Annotated in this window: 10 protein-coding genes and 1 tRNA gene; 3 read left to right on the top strand and 8 right to left on the bottom strand. The window is 72.3% G+C overall.

What is annotated here, in order from left to right:
* Window positions 1-3: 3 nt before the first annotated feature.
* On the top strand, window positions 4-579 hold the full coding sequence (locus GH681_RS01030) for an NTP transferase domain-containing protein (RefSeq protein ID WP_153159599.1): 576 nt from the start codon (window positions 4-6) through the stop codon (window positions 577-579).
* A gap of 9 nt (window positions 580-588) precedes the next feature.
* Here the strand turns inward: GH681_RS01030 and GH681_RS01025 are convergent, their stop codons facing one another.
* The gene (locus GH681_RS01025) at window positions 589-3447 is read right to left on the bottom strand and encodes a transporter substrate-binding domain-containing protein (protein WP_153159598.1); all 2859 of its coding nucleotides are present in this window, start codon (window positions 3445-3447) and stop codon (window positions 589-591) included.
* Between the two features lie 250 nt (window positions 3448-3697).
* Between GH681_RS01025 and GH681_RS01020 the strand changes: the two genes are divergently transcribed.
* Both GH681_RS01020 and GH681_RS01015 read left to right on the top strand, forming a co-directional pair.
* Window positions 3698-3877 (top strand): hypothetical protein, encoded by a 180-nt coding sequence (locus tag GH681_RS01020; RefSeq protein ID WP_153159597.1) that lies wholly within the window; start codon window positions 3698-3700, stop codon window positions 3875-3877.
* Window positions 3878-4044: 167 nt separating this feature from the next.
* Window positions 4045-4121 (top strand) — tRNA-Pro (locus GH681_RS01015).
* A gap of 76 nt (window positions 4122-4197) precedes the next feature.
* Here the strand turns inward: GH681_RS01015 and GH681_RS01010 are convergent.
* The 7 genes from GH681_RS01010 to GH681_RS00980 form a co-directional block, all read right to left on the bottom strand.
* The gene (locus tag GH681_RS01010; RefSeq protein WP_153159596.1) at window positions 4198-5352 is read right to left on the bottom strand and encodes a hypothetical protein; all 1155 of its coding nucleotides are present in this window, start codon (window positions 5350-5352) and stop codon (window positions 4198-4200) included.
* Between the two features lie 17 nt (window positions 5353-5369).
* Window positions 5370-11027 (bottom strand): DUF4157 domain-containing protein, encoded by a 5658-nt coding sequence (locus tag GH681_RS01005; protein ID WP_153159595.1) that lies wholly within the window; start codon window positions 11025-11027, stop codon window positions 5370-5372.
* A 3-nt stretch (window positions 11028-11030) separates the two neighbouring features.
* On the bottom strand, window positions 11031-12170 hold the full coding sequence (locus GH681_RS23500; RefSeq protein WP_228111728.1) for a DUF4157 domain-containing protein: 1140 nt from the start codon (window positions 12168-12170) through the stop codon (window positions 11031-11033).
* A 23-nt stretch (window positions 12171-12193) separates the two neighbouring features.
* Window positions 12194-17104, bottom strand: a complete 4911-nt coding sequence (locus GH681_RS00995) for a polymorphic toxin type 4 domain-containing protein (protein WP_153159594.1) — start codon at window positions 17102-17104, stop codon at window positions 12194-12196.
* 75 nt (window positions 17105-17179) lie between these two features.
* Window positions 17180-18073: a hypothetical protein gene (locus GH681_RS00990; protein WP_153159593.1), complete on the bottom strand. Its 894-nt coding sequence runs from the start codon at window positions 18071-18073 to the stop codon at window positions 17180-17182.
* A complete protein-coding gene (locus tag GH681_RS00985; RefSeq protein ID WP_153159592.1) occupies window positions 18070-19980 on the bottom strand; it encodes an ATP-binding protein in 1911 nt (636 codons plus the stop codon). Before GH681_RS00985 ends, GH681_RS00990 begins: the two co-directional genes overlap by 4 nt.
* Window positions 19977-21515, bottom strand: coding sequence for a hypothetical protein (locus GH681_RS00980; RefSeq protein ID WP_153159591.1), 1539 nt, complete (start codon window positions 21513-21515; stop codon window positions 19977-19979). The genes GH681_RS00985 and GH681_RS00980 overlap by 4 nt, the downstream gene beginning before the upstream one ends.
* Window positions 21516-21608 lie beyond the last annotated feature (93 nt).

The following is a 21608-nucleotide window of genomic DNA, read 5'->3' as shown; positions in this document are numbered from 1 at the left end:
CCGGTGGCGCGGATCGTCGGCCTGCTGCTGGCGGCCGGTCAGGGGCGGCGCTTCGGGGCCGACAAGCTGCGCCAGCCGCTGGCCGACGGCACGCCGGTGGCGGTGGCCGCCGCCCGCGCGCTGAATGCCGCGTGCCCCGAGAGCATCGTGGTGCTGCGCCCGGAGCAGGATGAACTCGCCGGGCTGATCGAAGCCGAGGGGCTGACGGTGATCCGCTCTGCCGCCGCCCATGACGGCATGGGCTACAGCCTGGCCGCTGGTGTGGCGGCAAGCCCGGATGCAGACGGCTGGCTGGTAGCGCTGGCCGACATGCCGCGCATCCACGTGGACACGCTGCGTTCAGTCGCGGATGCCATCGCCAGTGGTGCCGCTCTGGCAGCGCCGACCTACGCAGGCCAGCGCGGGCATCCGGTGGGCTTTGCGGCCCGCTGGCGTGATGCGCTGATGGCGCTTGAGGGCGACGAAGGCGCCCGTTCGATCATCCGGCGCAACGCCGGCTTACTAATCGCCATCGGGACGGACGACCCCGGTGTGCTGCAGGACGTGGATACGCCGGCCGATCTGGCGGAGCTGGGCTGAGGCGCCGGGTCAGCCCAGCCAGCGCAACAGCGTTTCGAAGAGGATTTCCGGCTCCACCGGCTTGGCGATGAAGTCGTTCATGCCGGCCTTGCTGCAGCGCTCCCGGTCTTCGTCGAAGGCGTTGGCGGTCATCGCGATGATGGGCGTGAGGCGGTGGGCGGGCAGGGCGCGGATGCGGGTAGTGGCCTCGAGGCCGCCCATTTCGGGCATCTGCATGTCCATCAGGATGGCGGCGTAGCCCGATTCAGACGCTTTCTCGAGGGCAATCCGGCCGTTTTCGGCGAGATCCACCACCAGCCCGGTTTCGCTCAGCAGCTCCAACGCGACTTCCTGATTCACCAGATCGTCTTCCACCAGCAGGATGCGCGCGCCGGCGTGGCGGCTGCGGAGCCCGGCCTCGGCGCCGGAGGGCGCGAGGGCCAGATGTTCGACATGCCCGGTGCCGACCTCGAGATTGGCGGAGAACCAGAACAGGCTGCCAACGCCCGGGGTGCTTTCGACCCCGGCGTCGCCGCCCATCAGCCGGGCCAGGCGCTGGGTGATGGCAAGGCCGAGCCCGGTGCCGCCGTACTTGCGGGTGGTGGAGGCGTCCACCTGCCGGAAGGGCTGGAAGAGGTCGGGCAGCTTGTCGGCGGGGATGCCGATGCCCGTGTCTTCCACCTCGAAGCGCACGTGCAGGCGGTCGCCGTCGCGGGCTTCGAGCCGGCTGCGCAGGGTGATGGTGCCGCCGGTGGTGAACTTGACCGCGTTGCTGGCAAAGTTGAGCAGGCCCTGGCGCAGGCGGGTCGGGTCGCCCACCAGCTGGGGTGGCACGTCGTCGTAATCCACCCGCAGTTGCAGGCCCTTGGCATCGGCCGATTCGGCGATCAGGGAGCGCACGTAATCGACGATCGAGCCCAGGTGGAAGGGCGTGTGTTCCAGCACCAGCTTGCCGGCCTCGATCTTCGAGATGTCGAGGATGTCGTTGATGATCGCCAGCAGGTGGTGGCCGGCGTCCTCGATCTTGTCGAGCCGGTCGGCCTGTTCGGGCAACAGCTGGCCGCGCCGCAGGGCATGGGTGTAGCCAAGGATGGCGTTCATCGGCGTGCGGATCTCGTGGCTCATGTTGGCCAAGAAGGAGCTCTTGGCCACGTTGGCGGCGTCGGCGGCGTCCTTGGCCGCTTTGAGGGCCGCCTCGGCTTCGCGGATCAGGGTGATGTCGGTGAAGGTGGCGATGAAGCCGCCGTCCAGCAGCTGGCCGCCGATCAGCAGGTTGCGCACCTGGGCATCCTTGCTGGTGACCTGATATTCGATGCTGTCCAGCATGCCGCCGGCAGCGGCGGCCCGGTCGAGGGCGGCGTTCCAGGTCTCCTGAACCTGCCTGCGGTAGGCCGGGTTGGGGTATGCGCGCTGCCACCAGTCGGCAAGGGTGGGAATGTCGGACGGCTGGTAGCCGAACAGCTCGATGAAGCGCTGATTGATCGACTCGATGTGCTCGCCCTTGCAGTAGGCCAGGGCGACCGGCGCCGCGTTGAACAGGGCCTGGAAGTGGCGGGTGCTCTCGGCGATGAGCACCGACTCCTTGGCGGCAAGGAGGGCGCGCTCGGCTTCGCGGCGCTCGGTGATGTCCCGAGACAGGATCAGCACCCGCGGCTCACCGCCTTCGGTGCGCTTGCGGGCGGCGGAAAGCTCGAACCAGTGGTCGCTGCCACCCAGGTCGAGCCGGATGGTGCGACCGTAGTCCTGGCCGTTGGCGGCTGCAGCCTGGATCGCCTCGACCACCGTGCAGGCCGCCGAGGCCGGCAGTACGGTCGAGACGTGCAGGCCGATGAGGTTGCTGCGCGAGGCCGCCAGCAGCTCGTCCTGGTTGCTGAACACGTTGAGGTAATGCCCGCCCGTGTCGAACTCGAAGAGCAGGTCGGGGATCGCCTGCAGGGTGGCGGCGAGACTCTGCTCGGCTTCGCTGGCGGCGGCGTGGGCCTGGCGCAGTTGGTTCAGTGTGGCGTTGAGGGTCTGCGTCTTGCTGGCAACCTGACGCCGCAGGGTCAAGTTCCAGACGATCAGGAGCAGGCCGATGCCACCCGCCGCGATCAGCCCCCAGATGATGTAACGGCCGTAGCTGCCGAGATCCAGCGGTGTGCCGAACCACTTCTTGCGCAGGGCCGCGTCTTCGGCCGGGGTGATGGCGGCCATGCCCTTCTCGACGAGCTGCAGGGTGGCGACGTTGCCCTTGCGGGTGGCCCGCCGGAACTGGCACTGGTACAGGTCGAAGGCCTTGCGGAAGTCGGCCTGGGCTTGGGCCTTGTAGAGGTAGAAGTTGGCCGGAATCTCGTCGAGGCAGAACAGCTTGATCTCCTGGCGCTGGGCGGCGGCGATCAGTTCGGTGTAGTTGGGGTACTCGACGAGGGTGGTGATGCCGCTTGCGTTGAGCCGGTGGATGCACGCGTCGCCCGACTGAACGCCGATCTCGAAACCCTTGAGGGTGCTCACGCCGCTGATGCCGCCGATGGTGGTGTGGGTGTAGATCGCCACCGGCAGATCGGCGTAGGGCGCGGAGAACTCGTAGAGGGCTTCCCGCTGGGGCGTGCGGTAGATCATGTCGATCACGTCGGCGCGCCCGTCGGCGATCATCCGCTGGGCCTCGGCCCAGTTGGTGGTGGTGAGGTTCACCTCGATGCCGGTGCGCGACTGCCAAAGCTGCCACAGATCCACCAGATAGCCCTCGACCTTGCCGTCGGCGTTGCGGAAGAGGTAAGGCGGATAGTTGTCGTCGCTCACCACATGGAGCGAGCGCGGCGCGGCATCGGCCGCCAGCGCATTGCTGGCCAGCCACGCCAGAACGACAGCGATAAACGTGACGATGATCCGGCTGAGTAAAGAGACGGACATTTTTCCCTCGTCGGTCGGAGAAGGACGGTGCCGAGGCTGGCGACCGGGTTCGATGAGTCAGTGTTGCTGGGGATGGTATTCCACTAGGAAGGGTCGGGTGCCGAGTTTGTCACGCTGGCGGCGCTTGCGCAGGTTGTTGCGGTGCAAAACGAGCTTGCGATTGTCTTGGAATGGTGGCTAGAATCGCGTTGTGCGGTGCAGCATACAGTTTGCATTGCCGTGTTTCAGTCATTCAGAAGGAAGGTTCATCATGCCCCATACCCATGCCCATTCGAAGGCCGAGGCCTGCCACGATGCGCTGGAGGCTTTCGAGCGCGAACATCACCACGCCCCGGACGCCCACGAAAAAGCCCGTCTCCTGTCCGAAACCGTGAAGGAATGGGAACACGAGGAAGTCGCGGCAACCCACCCGGGCACCACGCTGGCCTGATTGCCGGCCGGGCTGAGCAAGGCTCCGGCTTGAAGAAATGTGTCGATCTTCTTGCACCTTCTGCAGAGTTCGTACATAATCGCGGTCTTTCCAGGGCGCCACAAGTAATAACGGCGTTACGCGAAATACCTTGAAGCCTTGCAGATGCATGGCAGTCAGGGTCGAGTCGGGGAATAGCTCAGCCTGGTAGAGCACTGCGTTCGGGACGCAGGGGCCGGAGGTTCGAATCCTCTTTCCCCGACCATAAATTCCCGTGAAAAAGCCACTCAAACGAGTGGCTTTTTCATTTTGTGCGTCCGGTTTGTGCCGGCCCGGCGGGCTCAGGGCAGCGCGAATCCCTTGCCCCAGGGCACGAGGGGCGGCAGGCCGGGCGCACCCAGCACGCGCAGCAGCCCGGTGGCCGGCAGCTGGCCGTCGATGACCCGGGCGTCCCCCAGCCATTCGTCTGCGAGGCTGGTCAATGTATCGGCCTGAGCGGTGAGCCCGGCCGCGTGGAGCTGCATCAGGGCCGGGGCGATGGCCCTCACGATGCGCTCGTCCCGATCCGCCAGACCTTCCGTGTTCTTCCATGCGCGCTGCAGCCACGCCACGTTGGGCGTGCGGGCCAGCGCTGTCACCAGATCGAGGCCGGTTTCCGGATCGGTGGAGTCGAGCAGGCGGGTGACGAGCGGGTGGGCGGCGGCGGGCAGTTCGAATCGCCAGCACAGGGCGGGCAGCCACACGGACACATCGGCTTCTTCGTCGGACGCGGCCACCAGCGCCACCGCGGCTGCCGGATCGGTGGCGAGCAGCCGGGCCAGCACGGCCACGGCGCCGACATACAGATCGCTCCGGGGGTAGGTTTCGGCGTAGCGCAGCAGCTGGGTGCGGGCGGATGCCGGATCGCGTCGGGCGAGAAAGCGCAGGTGGGCCGTGCGGAACTGCGGGTGACGGGCCAGGGCGTCGGGGGCATCTGCCAGCGGCTGCCACAGGGCTTCGGCCGCGGGGCAGGGCTGGCCGGCGTCCAGGCCGCGCAGGACGAGTTCGGCGATGGTGACGATGTCGGGCATCGACAGGGGCTGCCCGCGGGAAACATCCAGGCGCGCCAGCAGTTCGGCCGGTCGGCTGGTGCCAGCCAGCATCGCGCCGTTGAACCACGCGGCGGGATGGGCCAGCGCCACGTCGAGCAGGGCGTCGGCATGCCGGTGGCCGCCCAGGTGGCAGGCGTGGATGAGCAGCCGTTCCATGCCCGGGCGGGGCAGCCGGTCGTGGAGGAGCGCCGTGGCTTTTGCGGCGTCGTCGGCGGCCAGGGCTGCCGCCAGCCGGGCGTGGGTGTGGGCCGGCTCCGGCAGCGGGGGCGTCACCTCGCCGTGCAGGCCGAGCACCCAGGCTGCGGTTTCCACGTCGATCACGGGCAGCGCGAACCCGGCCCGGGCCAGTTCGAGCATCTTCCAGGCGGCAGTGATGGCGGGGTGGGGCGTGGCGGCTGGGTTCATGGGGCGACGAGGTGGGTTCAGGGTTGGCGGACGGGCGCGTTGTAGCGCGCCTCGTCTTCGGGGCGCAGGCGCTTGAAGTCGGAGTGGCGGATGGCGATGGGCTTCGGGCCGAAGGCTTTGACCGCGTCGGCGTTGATGGGCATCACGACGGTGTACATGGCCGGGCCGCCGAAGGTGCCGTTGGCGCCCCAGGTGGATTTGCCGGCCCCCGTCACCACAGGATTGAGGCTGGCGTCGTAGCTGGCCTCGGGGTAGGTGTCGAACAGGCCCGTGCTCAGGTAGCGGTAGGGGTTGGATACGCCCGCGAACTGGCGCTCCATCGAGCGGTTCATGCGCGTGTAATCCATCGTCCGCGCCTCGTCGCTGCGAAGTTGCATCAGCAGGCGGCGTTGTTCGCCGAGCTGGTGCGCGGTGGAGGTGAGCCTGCTGCCCTGATCGGCCAGGTCGCCCTGGCGCAGCGCGTTGATTTCCTCTTCGGAGAACGGGCGGGCCTGAAGGGTGCCCGGCGCGGCGTTACCGGCGTCGATGCGGGCGGCGAGGAGGGTGTCTTGCCGGGCACTCTGCTGCACGACCAACGCATCGATTTCGGTGCGGAAGATCAGGCCATGGTGGGTCCGGCGTTGCTCCATGGCCAGGAAGGCCGCGTTCACCTCGGTGTCGATCTCGAAACGCAGATTGGCGGGTACGAAGGCCGGTGCCGGCGGGCCGATGTCGGGCGCGGGCGGGGGCTGGACCTGGGACGGCGCGCTGCGGGCCTGGGTTGCCGCGGCCTGGAGCGCGGCTTCGGCCATGCGCAGCTGGTTGAACAGGTCGGGATGGGCGTTGTTGGCGTCTTCCGCCGCCCGGGTGAGCGCGGCGAGGTCGTTCCACAGCGCGCGCTTGCCAAGATTGGGGAGCTGACTGGCCGCTTCGTTGATCTCGGCGTCGTAGGCGGCGCGCACAGCCCGCAGGCGGGCGAGGGCGGCGGGTGGCGAGATGTCCGACAGGGTGGCCTGGACGGGTAGCTCGTGGCCCGAGGCGCTGGCGAGCGCCACCTGGAGATTCAGGTCGCGCCGCTCCCGCTTTTCCAGCAGATTCACGTAACGGGCCCGGCCCGGGCTGCCTTCCGGGAGCATCGCGGTGCTGCGCGGGCCGCCGTGAGGGGCGAGGCGGTAGCGGGCGTTCTCAAGCGTCAGGTGGACGCGTTCGAGGTGGGTGAACAGCTTGGCGTGGTCGACCGGGGTGGTGTTGAGGAGCGACTCCACGGTGTCCAGCTCTTCGTCCAGGGTGGCCCACTGGGAGAGCCGGTCGATCTCGCCGGTGCCGGCCTTGCTCATGTCGAGCTTTGCGTCGATGGCCCGCCAGCGGGCGTCGAGGTTTTCGCGGTTCGGGTCGGGGTCGTTGCCCCGGGCCTCGGCGCGCAGGCGGGTGAATTCGGCGGCCTGCTGGTCGAGCACGGGCAGGCCGACCCAGGCGCCCCTGGCGTCGCCGTAGGCCGATTCGAACAGGCCGGTGAGTTCGGATTCCTTGGCGCTGAGATCGGCGCGCAGCTTGGCGGCGTCGCGCTGGGCCGCGGCGCGGAAGGCGCTCACGTCGGTCACGCCGAGCTGGCGCAGCTCTTCGTCGGTGCGTGCCTGCAGGCGACGGTTGCCGATGAGGGTGCGGTAATCGCCCAGGGTGCGGTTGATGTTCTGATTGACCTCGGTCACCGAGCCCGGCGGGTAGGATGCCCAGCGCTCGACGCGCTCGTCCAGCCCGAACAGGCTGAGGATCTTCTCGCCGGCCATGGTCACCGCAAGGCCGAGGCCCATCACCCCCGCCTTGATCAGCGGATGGCTGGGCATCTCGGCGCCGGCCACCATGATGCTCTGGCCGGCCATCATGCACAGCATGTTCACCGAGGCGTGGATGGCGGAGCTCGCCACCGCGGCGTTGCGTTCTTCGGCGCTCTGGTAGTCGGCCGTGGCGGCGGCGCCGACTTCGAACACCGCCAGGATTGCGAACTCCCAGGTGGCCACGCCGCCGCTGCCGGCGGCCGCCTGGCGCAGGCTGGCGGTGGCCATGCGCACGCCGATGTGCATGCCGTAGGCGGCGTGGGCGGTGTGCAGCAGGCGCTCGGGCACGCTGGCGTTGCCGTCCGGGCCACCGGCGACGGCAGTGACCGCCTCCTGCACCGAATGGATCACCATCATCGCGCCCATGGCCTGGCCGACGGCGTGGAAGCCGCGCACCGCCGCATCGGCGCCGGCCGGCGCAGTGCCGCCCATGCGGATGAACTCGGTGCGGGTGATGCGGCCCTGGGCGTCGCGGTCGGTCATCACGTCGGTGTGGGCCTGGGCCTTGAGGGTATTGACGATGCCTTCCACGCGGGCCAGCTCGCCGCCGATCGTGGCCCGCTGGCCCTCGGCGGCGCTGCCCTGCCATTGCTGCAGCTGGTCGCGCAGGGCCATCGCCCGGGCGAGCACGTCCACCCGCCGGTCGGCCGGCACCTGGCCGGATTCCAGCGCCCGGGTCAGGTCGGCCAGTTCGCGGTACTGGCGGCCGAGGGCGTCCCGCTGGGCCGGCGGCAGGGCTTCGGCGGCGGTGGCCAGATCCCGCGGCATGGCGGCGAAGGCGGTGGGCAGGCTGATGGCCCGGCCGTGGTCGAGGGCCAGTTGCAGCCGCGCCTGGACCGCGGGATTGAGGGCCGCCTCGGCCGGCTGCACCTGGGCCAGATCGGTCAGGATATCGGTGGCGCTGCGTCCGCCGGGCGACATGCGGCTGCGGAATGCGGCCCGGTTGGTGGCGGAGGTGTGGTCGCGGCCGCCGGGGTTGGGCGCGCGGGCATCCAGCAGGTCGGCGGCCGCCACGCCGCGCAGCTCGGCCAGCAGGGTTTCGATGCGGGTGATGTCGGCCTGCAGGGCCGTCTGGAGCTGGGCGGATGTCTGGCCCGGTTGCTCCAGCGCCTGGGCGGCAAACTCCGGGCTCTCGCCGACGGTGCGCAGGGCTTCGCGCAACAGGTTGAGCCGGCGATAGGCGGCCTGCAGCTGGGGATCGGCGTTGAAGACCTGGATGCCGGTGCCGCTGGCCCCGGGCGCCGGGGCGTTGAGGCCGCGGTTGCTGTCGAGGGTGGCGGTGTCGGTGCTGGTGGTGCCGGTCGGCGCACCGGCAAAGACGACCCGCACGCCCTGGCGCTGGAGGTAGTCGAGCAGCGCGCCCTCCGAGCCCGTGCGGGTGGACGGGCCGTCGAAGGCGAAGCCCTCGCGGCTCTGGATCAGCAGGGTGAGCTCGCCGTTACGCTGGAGGGTCTGCTCCAGCAGCAGGTTCATGCCCTCGATGTCGCCCGGCGTGCGCCCGGCGGCGCTGCTCAGGTGATGGCCGAGCCCCGACACGACCCGCACATTGCGCATCGCGTCGGCAAAGGCAGTGGCGCCCATGCCGTCGCGCAGGCCGGTGATGTCCTCGCCCCGGAAGTCGGCGAACACCGCGTGGCGGGTGGGCGAGCTCTCGTTGCCATGCACGTACAGGAAGCCCGCGCTGTCCTCCATCGGTGAGGGCACCGAGCGGCGGGCGCCGGTCGCCCGGGCGGTGTAGGCGGCGTCGAGATCCTGGTGGGCCGAGGCCCGGGCATACACGTCGATCTGGCCCGCGCCGGTGCCGACCCGGGTGTGCTGGACCCCGCTGCCGCCCACGGCGATGGTCGGGTTCCAGCCTGAGCCGTAGCCCAGCCCCACCAGCACCGGGTCGGTGGTGGTGGTGAGTTCCCGCAGCGTGCCGGCCTGGCGCCAGCCGCTGGAGGTGACCAGATCGGCAGCCTGGATGTTGTGGGCCTTGATGAGCTCGACCAGCTGGCGGGTGTGGTCATCGTGGACATGGGTGAGCAGGATCTGCTGGATGTTGGTGACGCCCAGCTGGGTCTGCATCTGGGCCACGGCGGCCATGGTGATGGCCCGCGGCCCGCCGGCGTCGATGAGGATCGACAGGCCGGTGCCCAGCCGCGCCTGGGTGAGCCCTTCCTTGCCCACCGCCGGCAGGGCCAGCCAGGGCGTGACGGCCCGCGGGCTGGCGGGGGCGAGCCCCTGGGGGCCAGAGGCGTGAAGCCCCGGAACCGGGTCGTGCAGCGGCGCGGCGGCTGGCCGCAGCACGAAGCCGGCGGCGGGGAAGGTGGTGATCCGCCTGCCGCCATAGACGATCATCTGGCCCGGTGTCGGGTCGGGCTCCCAGGCCGAATCGGTGAGGTCCAGCGCGCCGCTGGCGTCAGCGGCAGGTGGGCGGCGGGTTTCGGTGGCCTCGTCGAGCACGGCGCTGGCGGCGCTACCGCTGTTGCGGGCGATGCCCACCGCGGTGCCGGCGAGCACCGGGTCGGTCGCCAGTACCGATTGCATGTAGGCGGCCCAGCGCTGGTCGCGCACGTCCTGGGTTGGCGCCAGGGGCTGGGTGCGCTCCCAGTCGCTGCGCTGGGTCTGCAGCTGGTCCCGCAGCGCGCCTGCGTACCAGCTGCGGTAGCCCTGCTGGGCGGCCAGCACCGCGTTGATGCTGCCGTCGGTCTCCTGGCCGGCCGTGCCGCGGATCGAGAGGATCCCGACGCTGCCGGCCAGATGGGGCAGCAGGTGGCCCGACGGGGCGCCCGGGGCGAGCACCGCCTCGGAGATCGGCGTGCTGCCCACCAGGCCCACCAGCCGGTCGGCCATGGCCTCGCCGAGGGCGGGAGCGTCGGCAGGCGACAGGCACTGCATGCCCGCGTCGAGCAGCACCGTGCCGCCACTGGTGTTGATCAGCACCACCGTGCCGGCGGCGGCCGTCTCGGTGTTGGCGGTGGCGGTCAGCACGTGCTCGCCGCGTTGCTCGATCACCTGGATCGGCCCGCTGGCCGTGAAGGCCGGGGCCAGCGGGTCGATGACCCGCGGCGCCACCGGCCCGGCTGAGGTCATCGGTGGCTGGGACTGGGCCTCCACCCAGGTTTCGAACACGGCGCTTGCGGGCGTGAGGAACACCTGCAGCCGCTGGGTGGACAGCACGTGCCGGTCGAGCGTCACGTGGTGCACCGTCGGCGCGCCGGTGAGGTTGGGGCCCTCGACCTTCACCGAGATGCTCATGTTCGACGGCGCCTCGACGTTGGCCAGGGCCGGGTCGAGGACGAAGGTGCCCACGCGGGGCTCGCACACCGGGCCGCTGGTGGCGTCGTCCGGATTGCGGCGTACACCGCCGTGGCCCAGCACGATGTGGCTCACCTCGTGGGCGAGGAGGCGTTCGCCCGCCGGGGTGTCGGGCGCCGGGGCCCTGGCGCCGAGGACGATGGACGGGCCGGCGGCAAAGGCGCGGGCCTGGATGTCCCGGGCGGCGGTTGCGGCGGGTTGGCCGGTGTGCAGCCGCACCGGCGCGAGATCGGTGCCCAGCCGGCGTTCGAAGCGGTCGCGCAGGCCGGCCGGCAGCGGCACGCCGGGCTGGGCGAGGGCCTTGCCCACCGAGCCCGGCGCTGCCGTCGGGCCGGGGCCGGTGGCGCTGCGGCGGATCTGGTTTGCCGCTGCCGCGCAGGCGGGGCAAGGCTTCGGGCCGGCTGCGCAGGCGGGGCAGTCGAGTTTTACCGGCGCCGATGTGCCCACCAGGGTTTCGGCGAGGTGGTCTGCCGCTGCTTCTTCGGGCGCATGGGCCGCGCCCACCCGCGAATTGGCGTCTTTACCGTGCTTCGGCTCAACCGCGGCGTGGGTTGCCGGCATGGCCTACTTCTTCACGTCTCCACCCAGCGCAGCGCGGATCGGGGCGGGCACGAAGGGCGCCTTGAGCAGGTCGATGGTCACGAACACCCCGACGCCGGCGGGCGTGGCACCCGCGCTGGCGGGGGCCGGCAGGGATTTCATGACCGTCGAGGTCTGGCCGTCGAGGCCGGTGACGGTGGGCTTCCAGTCGAGCCCGACGCCGCTGCCAGCCTGCAGCGACACCCCCGGCATCACGCCCCAGGTGGCCTTGGCCGAGCTGAGGCTGACGCCGCCGGACGGGTCGAGGCTCCAGCCCAGGTCGAGGCTGAGGGTCATCGGCGGCATCCACGAGAGCTTCTGGTGGGCGAGGCCCAGCAGGTCGTCGCCCGAGAACGAGGCCTTGAGCTGCGTGGGCCCGCCCGGCGTAGCCGGCAGGATGTAACGGAAGTCGGTGAGGGTCGAATAGGGGATCAACCCCAGCGGGGCGACGAGGTTCACATCCGACAGCAGCTTGCGCCCCGCAGGGTCGGCCAGCCCGGCGCCCAGGGCGAGGCCATAGGTGCCGGCACCGAAGCCGGCCACGCCGACCTTCTCGCCGGTGCCAAGCTGGTTCCACTGACCGAGGGCGTAACGCTTGGCCGGGTCGAGCAAGGTCTGCTTGACGCCTTCGTTCTCCTTCGCCTGTTCGACGACCGTCTTGACGCCTTCGGTGAGCACCTCGGCGGCCTTGTCGCCGTCTTCGGGCTTGGCGGCTTCCTCAAGCTGGATGGCCGGCTGGCGGCGCGCGCCTTGTTCCAGCACATGGCCCAGCTCGTGGCCCAGCAGGCGACGGCCCTCGTGGGTGCCGGGCTGCCAGCGGCCGGGGGCGAAGCCGATGTCACGGCCGGCGGCAAAGGCGTTGGCGCCCAGCTCGACGGCGGCGGAGGCATCGGGATGTACGCGCACGTCGGCGAGCCTCGCCCCCAGGCGGTTCTCGAAGTAGCGGCGTTCGGCCCGCGGCAGCGGCTGGCCCGGGCCGAGGCCCAGGCTGGCGGGGGCGGGATCGCGGGCGGCGCGGCTCGCGGGGGCGGGGCGCTCGCCCCGGGCAACCCGGTCGGCCCGATGCTCGGCGGGTTTGTCTCGGGTGATGAGCGGCATTTTTTGCCGTTTTGTGGGGTTTTCCATGGTCAAGTCTCCGCCACGGTAGGTCATTCAAAGGGCCGCCAGACGGCGATCACCGGCTCGCCGCCCGGGCCGGGGCGAACGGTGAGGCGCTGGAAGCGCAGGTCGTTGGGGTCGCGCCGACGGATGATCCAGCCGCCGTCGCTGCTTCTGACGCGGGTGTAGCCCGGCGGGAGCACGGCGGTCGCCACCGGCGTGTCGATGAGCGGTTCGACGCTGGCCCAGTTTTCGGCGTGCACGATGGGCGCCGTGCCGCCCCCGGCCCGCATGGCAAAGCGGGTGCGCAGCCGTGCAGGCACGTCCACCAGGTCGAAGTAGTTCGACAGGTCGGGGCTCTCGGTGATGTTGGCGAGCCCGTGCTCCACCGCAAAGGGGGCGTTGCGGCCCACCGTGATGCGGTATTCGAAGAGGAACTCGGGCGAGCCGCCGCCCCGCGACACCGATACGCGGTAGCGCACCTCGGCGAGCCGCGAAGTGCCCCAGTGGGCCTGGGTGAGGGTGGACAGGTGGAAGCGTTCGCCCCCGCGGGCGGCATCCCGGAAACCGCGCAACAGCTCCTCGATCCCGTTGTTCTGGATGATCTGGTTCACCTCGGCCGGCGCCATCAGGATGCCGAAGGGGCTCTCGAAGCCGGTGCCCTGGCCGAGGGTGTGGGCGCGCTCCATGCCGGCCACTTCCGGCCGGCCGTGCTCGCCGGCGCTGAGGAATTCCAGCTCGGTTTCGCGCCGGCCAACGCCCCGGCGGACCACCGTGTCGTGGCGGGTGAAGCCGTTCTCGCGCCACACCCGGGTACCGTCCGGGAAGGTGTACACAACGCCCTCGGGCAGCGGGGCGATGGTGCCGTCCAGGTTGCGGGGCAGCTCGGAGATGTCGTTGAAGCGCTGCACCCGGTAATCGAAAGGCGGCTCGGACGACACGCGGGTGGACCCCCGGAAGCTCACCTCCGGCTCGACCCTGCCGCCGCGGCCACCCTCGCCGGCGATCACACCCTCGGGCACGCCCCAGCCGGTGAGCCGCGCCTGGATGGCGTCGGCGGCGGTCTGCAGGTTGGCGATCTCCTGCCGCAGCCGGTTGGCGGTGTCGCTGCCCGGCGCCAGGCCCGACATGGCGTGCTCGCGGGCCTCGATCATCCGGGCGTGCTTCTGGAGTTCGAGGATCACCTCTTCCTCGTTGGACAGGGTGCCACCCCGTGCCCACGCTCGCACCCGCTCCAGCATGCCGCGCAGGTTGCCGGTCTCGTCGCCCCAGCGGCGCAGGGCCTGCACGGTTTCCTGGTGGATGCTCACGTCGCCCAGGCGGGTGCCCGGCCCGACCCACAGCTCGAGCCGCTGCACGCCGTCGAGCCCCATCGCGTAGCGGACCTCGGCGGTGCCCGGGGCCAGCCCGCCACCCACCATCACGTTGTCGAGCCCGAGCCGCTGGGCGATGCCCGGATCGTCCACCGGCACGCCCATCTCGGCGGCGGTGCGTACCACCAGTTCGCGCCGGGCTCGGAAGGCGGCGATCAGGTCGCCCGCGCGGCCCTCGGGCACCACGTCGAACTGGCGGAGCAGCGCAGCGGCGGATTCGTCCTCGCCGGCCAGGGCCAGCCGCCGGGCGTGGAAGAGCCCCTCCAGCTGCGCCTCGGACCAGCCCTCCATCGTGTGGGCATGCCCCAGCGCGATGGAGTCGAAGGCGCCGATCACCTCCCGCACCGCATCCTGGCCGTGGAGGCGGGTGATCCGTTGCCAGGCGGCGCTGGCGCCCTGGAAGAGCGCCCCGCCGACCAGGCCGCCCACTGCACCGAAAGCGGCACCGCGGGTGAGTGCGGCCATCAGCGCGGCGATGGCGGCGGCCACGCCCCGGTCCCAGGTGGCTTCGTCCACTGCGGTCTGGAAGAGCTCGCCCGCCGCGCCGCCGATGGCCCCGTCGATGATGCTCTCGGCGATCGCTGCGCCGGCCCCGCCGGTGGCCCGGCGGACGGCGGTGCCACCCGCCAGCCGCGCCGCTTCGCCCGCCGCGTGGCCGGCGGTGGCGCCATGCACGGCCCGCGCGGCGAGGGCCGAGCCGACCACCGAGACGGCGCCTTCCACCGCGCCGGTGGACACATCGGTGAGGATCTCGGCGTCGGTGGAGCGGCCACGGATCACCGCGCCGGTGAGGCCGGCCGTTGCGCCACCGGCGAAGGCGGCCAGCGCGACGACCGCCGCCGGCCCCATGCTGCCGCCGCTCGCCGCCGACACCACCACCGTTGCGGCGACGGCGGCCACCAGCTGCGCGGCGGTCGAGGCGAAGGCGCGATTGGCCGGGGCGAAGGCGTCCAGCGCGGCCATCGTGCGGTAGTACAGATCGGCCAGCTGGGCCAGCTCGGCCCGGCCGATGCCGCGCAGGCGCACCTGGTCGAAATACACCCGGAAGCGCGCGGCGTTCTCGTCCACGTTGGGTCCGGCCCAGCTGAGGGTGTCGGTGGTCGCCCGGGAGCCGGTGGTGCGAATGGCCGCGAGCCGTTCTTCCAGCCGGTAGTGCATGAAGTCGGCTTCGACCGCCGGGTCCTGCCCCGTGGCGCCGCTGAGGTCCGGTTCGCCAAAGGCCACGGTCTCGAAGGCGAGGCGCAGGTCGTGGTCGCGCTCGCCGATCTGCTCGGCGGCGACCACTGCGGCATCGTAGCGTTCGGCCAGCGCGCGTTCGGTTTCGCTGACGGACTGGTTGGGGTTGGCCTGCAGCTGGCGGCGGATCACCATGCCCCGGCGCAGCTCGGCCTGGGCGGCCGGTGTGCGCATCACCAGCTCGATGAAGGCGCGCGGGTCTTCGATGCGCTGGGTGATCCGTCCGCCGCGCACCACCAGCTCCACCGCGTCGCCGCGCATCAGGGCTTCGGCTTCGCCGGCCAGCCCGCGCCGCAGGCGCGAGGCGTCGAGGCGCTCGCGCATGGTGCCCCGCTCCAGGCTGCGCAGCAGCTCGACCAGCGGCGGCGTTGGCGGGCGGGGATGGGCGTCGGCGGGCGGTGCCGGCGGATGTTCGACGAGCTGGGCCAGGGCCGCGCGGCGTGGCTCGGCCATCCGCGACAGGGCGATCCAGACGCGGCTCTGGTTGCCGGCCCGCCACGCGCTTTCGATGTCGTTGGCGTCGAGGAGGGCCTGCTGGCTGATCAGGAACGCGCTGCCGGCCAGGTCGGGATGCCCCTCGTAGAGCGCCGCCAGCAGTAGCGCCTCGCGGGCGGGGCTGGGGTTGATGCCGAGGATCTGGGTGAGCTTGGCCTGGTACCAGGGCGAGTGGGTGAGCTCGAGCCGGGCCCGCACCGGCACGCGACGGATGAAGGTGATGAGTTCGTCGAAGGTGCTGACCTGATTGATGAGGAACTCGGCCGAGCGTTCCGGCGGAACGCCGAGGGCTTCGAGGGTGGCGGCGCCGGTTTCGTGGGATGCGAAGTACATCGCCTGCACCAGCGTGCGCTCGTGGAAGCGGGCCTGCAGGGCGGCCAGCTCGGCTTCACGCCGGGTGCGCTCCTCGCTGGACGCAGGGGGCAGGGCGGCGAGGCGTTCGCGGGCGCGGTTGATGAGTTCGCTGGCGCGGGTGGCGGCGTTCTCGAGCATGGCCGGCGAGACATCGCTCGTGCGGTTGCCGGCTTCGCGCATGGCGCGTTCCAGGGCGCGGGCGTCGTCGCTGTCGGCGGCGATGGCACGCAGCTGGGCCATGTCGGCGCCCATGTTGGGCCAGCTGCCGCCGGCCAGCCGGGGCGCGAGGGCGGCCCGCTGGGGGCCGTTGAGGTCGGCGATGGCGAGGAAGGCGTCGCCGGGACGGTCGGCCGATTCGGCGGCGGCGATGCGCGAATAGGCCACCGCCACCCGCTGCGCGGAGACGGCGTCCGGACGGGCTGCGGCGGTGCCCGGGGGCGGCGCCGGGCGCGTGGCCCGGGCGCGCTCGGCCTTGTCGAGCAGCAGCTGGGTGGCCCGAAAGGCGTCTTCCGCGGCGAGGGCATCGTTCAAGGCCCGCTGTACGTCGGCCCAGGTGGCGGAGGCCGGGCGGGGCGCGGGCGGGCTGGCCGGGGTGGAGAGGGGGGCGGGCGCGGCGGCGGCTGGGGTTCCGTTGGCCTCTTCGATCATGCGCAGCACGTCGTCGTCGGGCCAGCGCCGCAGGGTGTCGAGGATGCCTGCCTGGTCGCGCACGAGGATGCCGGTGCGGGTTTGCAGGTTCTCGGCCAGGGTGAGCTGGTTGCCCAGGTAGCCGCGCGCTTCGCCCCAGCTGGTGTCGCCGAAGCAGCGGTCGAGATCGCGGAAGAAGTCGGGGCCGTAGCTGGCGCGCAGCTGGGCCATGTCGGCGGGAGCGGCGTTGGCCCGCAGGATGGCCAGCACCCGGGTGGTGGAGACGCCGTTGTCGCCCTCGGGGTGGAGCGCTGCGCGCAGGGCCGTGGCGTCGGGCGGCGGGGCGTCGTAGAGCCAAGTCTGGGGAGCGCGGCCGAGGGGACGGATGGGTTGCCCGAGTTGGGCGCGGGCGGCGAGGCCGTGGGCTTCGGCTTCGAGCTGGGCGCGCCCGTCCACTGCGCCGCTGGCGCCACGCCGGGCCTGCAGGGCGTGGATGGTCTCGTGGGCGAGCAGGCGCCTGGAGGGGCGGGTGTCGGCAAACTCGAGGCGCGACCCGCGGGTGGCGGCCAGCGCGTCCGGTCGTCCGCCAGGCGCGGGGACGCCCAGCGCCACGTCAAGATGGCCTAGATCCGCGCCGACGAGGCTTTCGAGCTCGCTGCGCCGGGGCAGGGGCGCGCCGGCACCCAGGCGGCGCTGGAAGTAGGCGGGCGAGGTGGTGGGTGGTGGGGGCTGGGCGGCGGCAGGTGCGCGGGCAGGCGCCGCAGCTGGCGCCCGGTCGACCGCAGCGGGCGTGGCCGGGTTGGGCGGCGTGGCGTGCTTTTCCTGCCGGGCGGAGGCCGGGCGGGCTGGGGGCGCGGGTGCGAGGGCGCGGCTCATGGCGATGCGTCGGCGCGGGCGCGACGGCGTCCGGCGTGGTGGCGCCGGACGGTGGTGGCGGTGCCGCGGCGGGCGTCAGGGGCCCGGGGCGGGCGGCGGGTTGAGCACGGCATCCACGGCGGCGGTGACCACGGCATCCCGGGTGGCGAGCTTGGCGGTCATCTCGGCGCGCTTGCGGGCCAGGGCGAGCTGGCCCTGGATCACCGCCACCTGGGCGGCGAGGAGATCGGCGGCGGCCGAGAGCTGGGCGTCACGGGCGGTGTTCCAGTCGGTCTGCAGCTTGGTGGCGGCGGCGCCAGCGGCTGCGGCGGTGAGCCGGGCCCGGGCAGCCTGGTAATCCACATACGCGAGGATTGCGCCGGGTTTGTTGCCGGCGGCGGCCAGCCTAGCTGCGGCTTCGCGCTGGATGAGGGCCTTGGAGAGATCGTCGGCGATGATCGCCGAGGACGATTCGGCGGCCGCGAGGGCGGCTTCGGCCAGGGCTTCCTTGTCTTCGTAAGCCTGCAGCTTGGCTTCGAGGGTGACGAGGGCGGCGGCCAGATCACTGATGGCGGTGTCGTCCAGCGCGGCGATGGCGGTGTCCACCGTGCTTACGGCGGTCTTGTAGTCGGCCCCGTCGAGCTTGGTCGCCGGGGTGACGCCGGCTGCGGTGGCCACCGCGGCGCGCAGGGCTGTGGCGGTGGCATCGGCCAGGGGCGGCGTGGCACCGTCGCTGCGGGCCAATTCGGCTTCGGCGAGGGTGGCCGACCGGGCCGCGAGGGCGGCGGCGAGGGTGTCGTCGCGGGCGAGGATCTGCCCGCGCAGGCCCTCGGCCTGGGCGGTGGCGGCCTCGATGGCGGCTACCGCGTCCCAGGCGGCGTCCGCGGACTGGGCCTGGGAGGCGCCGCTGGCGGCGGCGGTGGCGGCTTCGGCCTGCCAGGTGGAGAGCTTGGCCCTGGCCTGGCTCAGGGTGGTGGCGATGTCGGTCATGAAAAGGCTCCCTGCCGGCGCGGGAACGGCCGGCCCAGTTTGCTGAACTCTTCGGCCACGGCGGCATCGATCATGCCGTCCGTGACCACCGTGCCGCCGTCGGCGGCCATGAAGGCTGCCGACAGGGCAGCATTGCGAATCTCGCCGCCGGTGAGCTCGAAACGCTCGGCCAGCTGCTCGATCGAAATCTCGGGCGCTAGGTGCGCCAGGGGAAGCTGCCCGCGCCAGATGGCCATGCGCTCGGCCACGCCGGGGCGGGGAAAATGCACCACCTGGTCGAAGCGGCGCAGGAAGGCGTCGTCCACGCCCTGCATCAGGTTGGTGGCGAGGATGGCGCAGCCCTCGAAGGATTCCAGCCGCTGCAGGAGGTAGTTGACCTCGATGTTGGCGTAGCGGTCGTGGGCGTCCTGCACGTTGGTGCGGCGGCCGAAGAGGGCGTCGGCCTCGTCGAAGAACAGCAGCGCGGCGTAGCCCTCGGCGGCGGCGAACAGCTCGGAGAGGTTCTTCTCGGTCTCGCCGATGTATTTGGAGACCACCAGCGACAGATCCACCGACAGCATGGGCAGGTGCAGCCGCGTGGCGATGGCTTCGGCGGCGAGGGTCTTGCCGGTGCCGGATTCTCCGTACAGCAGGCCGATCACCGAGCGGCCGCGCTCGCCACGGGCCATCTGCCAGCGCAGCTGCACGCCCACCCGGCGGCGCACCCGGCGGATCAGGTCTTCGAGGCGGTCGCGGGTCTGGGGCGGCAGCACGACCCGGTGCCAGGGCACGGCGGGCGTCGAGCGGGTGGCGAGGCGCAGGGCCCGGGGCGGCGTCATCCGGGCGAGTTCGGCGAGGGCGTCGGGCACGCTGGCGCCCGGCGGCAGTGCGGCGGCGACGAGGGCCGGGGCTTCGTCGTCGATCCAGTTGCGACCGGCGAGCTCGTCGGCGTCGGCGCGGCTGCAGCCGAGGGCGCGCTGCCAGCATTCGGAGAGTTCGAGGGGGTCGCTGCCGCCTACGTCCACGCGCCGCAGGTGGGCGCCGGGACCGCGCAGGCAGAAGCTGGCCGGGGCGATCACCGGCACCGGCGGCACGCGCACGGGGGCGGTGAGCTGGCCGGCGTCGGTGCGCAGGGCAACCCGGGCGCCGGTGGCGAGGCGCAGCAGGTGGGCCTCGGCCCAGGGCGGCGGGGCGGCTTCGTCGGGGGCGTCGAGCACCAGCGCGGCCTGGGGCATGGCCGCCACGGCGAGGGCTTCCTCGGCCCGGTCGGGCTGGCCGGTGAGATGCAGGCACACGCCCGGGGTCTCGGTGATCTGCAGGGCGGCCCGGTCGATGCTGGCGGCAGGGCGGGGGGGCGCGGTGAGCAGGCGCACCTGCCAGCCGGCGCCGGCTTCGGCGGGGGGCAGGCCATCGAGGCCGGCGAGGAGGGTCTCGGTGGGGTCGAGGCGGCGCTCGAGCAGCGGGCGCGGGGTTTCGTCCGGGCGGATCAGCCCGCTGGTCCAGAGGGGCGAGGCGCGCAGGGCGTGGCGTACCTCGGCGGGGTCCACGTTGTCGCCGAAGAGCAGCTTGAGGGCGAGGCCCACCGTAAGCCGGCGCTGGCCGCCGGCGAGGCTGGCGATGGTGGTGGCGGCGTCTTCGTCGAAGCAGGACAGCACGGCGAAGGCGAGCAGATCCAGATCGAAGCCGGAGAGCTGGCAGCCGGTGGCGATGCGGGCCAGGGGCGTGGCGTCGGGCGCGGCCTCGAGGGTGGCGAAGAGGATGTCGTTGCCGCTGGCGATGCTGTCGGCCAGCTGCTGGGGCGTGTCGGTGGCGAGATGCGCCGAGGCGATCCGGATGAGGCCGGCGTCGTCAGGCCGGCGCAGCAACATGCGGCCGGCGGCGAGGGCCAGCCAGAGGTCGGTGAGGTCGGGGCTGCGGGGGCCGGTCATGCGGGGTCTCCGAAGCGGAAGCGGATCGTGCGGCCGAGCCAGGGCAGCCAGCCCGGGTCCTGATCCCAGCCGGCGCGGCGCAGGGCCAGGTCGATGCCGGCCAGCGGCCAGGCGAGTTCGGCCTCCCAGGGGCTGACGCGCAGCTGGCCGGGGCGTAGCAGCAGGCTGGCGAGGCGGCTGTCGGCGGCGGTGGGGAAGGCGGCGGGCGTTGTGCCGAACACCTGACGCAGGCCACCGGGCGCCGGGGTGATGTCGGCGGGAATGGCGTCGATGAGGGCGTCCAGGAGGCGCTCGGCGGCGGCGGGATCGCCCACGGGGATCAGCGCGATGCGCTCGCGCCAGTCGCATTCCGGGGCGAACACCGCGAGGAGTACGCGCTCGCGTTCCTGGGCCACGGCCCGCTCGCCCGGGGGCAGCGGCGCCAGCACCCGGCGCAGGGCGGTGAGGGCCAGATCGCCCAGGGCCGGGCCGAGGTTCTCGGCCGCAGGCAGCAGGCCCAGGCGCACCAGCGGGCGCATGAGCAGCAGCAGGCCGGCGGCGCAGACCGGGTGGGTGAGGGGGGCGGGCTCGTCTGCCGGGCTGCCGGATTGTGAGGATGCGGGGGCTGGCTGCGGGGCGGCTGGCGCCAGCGCGCCGGGATCGCCCGTGGGTGGCGTGGCGGGCTGCGCGGCGGCGCGGGTGATCGTCTGCAGCAGCACGGCCGCGGGCTGGCGGCTGGCGGATGGGTGTTCGGTGAGCAGCAGGGCGAGCAGCCACGGGGCGCGCTGGGCCGGGTTGCCGGTAATGGAAAGGCGCAGGTGGTGGCTGGCGAGGCGGTCTAGCCGGGCCTGGAGATGCGGCAGGGTGCCGGCTTCCGGCGTGGGCGTCGGCGGCGTGGCGGGTGAGTCGGCGCCGGGGCCAGTGCGAGTTGCCTGGGGCGTGTCGGGGCGGGCGAAGTGACCGAGGAGGGCGCGGACGAGGCCCGTGGCTTCGTCGGCCGAGAGCAGGCTGGCCACGGGGGCATCGCTGCGGGCCAGGGCGGCCATGGCGGGCAGCGCCCGGGCCGGGTTGCGGGCAAGCCAGCGGAACAGGATGGCGGCTGGCGCGAGGGGGTCGGGGTTGTCGTCGTCACCGGCCAGATCAAGCGCCCACCAGGCGTCGGGCTGGCCGGCGGCGCGGCGTTCCAGGTGGCGGTGTTCGGCGGCCCAGGCGTCGGCGAACCACGCGGCGGGGGCGTCGTCATCGGTGTCGCCGGGGGGGATGGTGGCGAGGAGTCGGGCGAGGCCGGCCTCGAAGGCGGCGGCCCAGCCGGCGGCGAGTTCGCTGGCGGGCACGTCGGCCGACACCTTGAGCTGCAGGTCGAGCTTGTGAACGGCGACGACGGCCCCGGCAGGCAGCCGGGCACGAGCCAGGGCCCGCTCGCCGGCCCCGTCGAGGGCGCGGGCGAGTTGCCGGTCGGCGAGCTGGCGCACCTGCCCGGCGAGCGCCTGGGCGTGCTCCGCATCACCGCTGCGGATGCGGGTGGACAGCAGGCCGATGTCGAGGTCGTCGGTCATCAAACAAGCCTCCGGTCACTGCGCGACCACCTCCCCGGGGGAGGATGCGCGCCCCCTTCGGGCGGCCGGGTTAGTGCGCACATTGGCCGTGCC

This window comes from Zoogloea sp. 1C4 (genome assembly GCF_009469605.1).
Taxonomy (GTDB): domain Bacteria; phylum Pseudomonadota; class Gammaproteobacteria; order Burkholderiales; family Rhodocyclaceae; genus Zoogloea; species Zoogloea oryzae.
The sequence above is the reverse complement of the archived record's forward strand: the minus strand, read 5'-3'. Positions and strand labels throughout refer to the sequence as shown.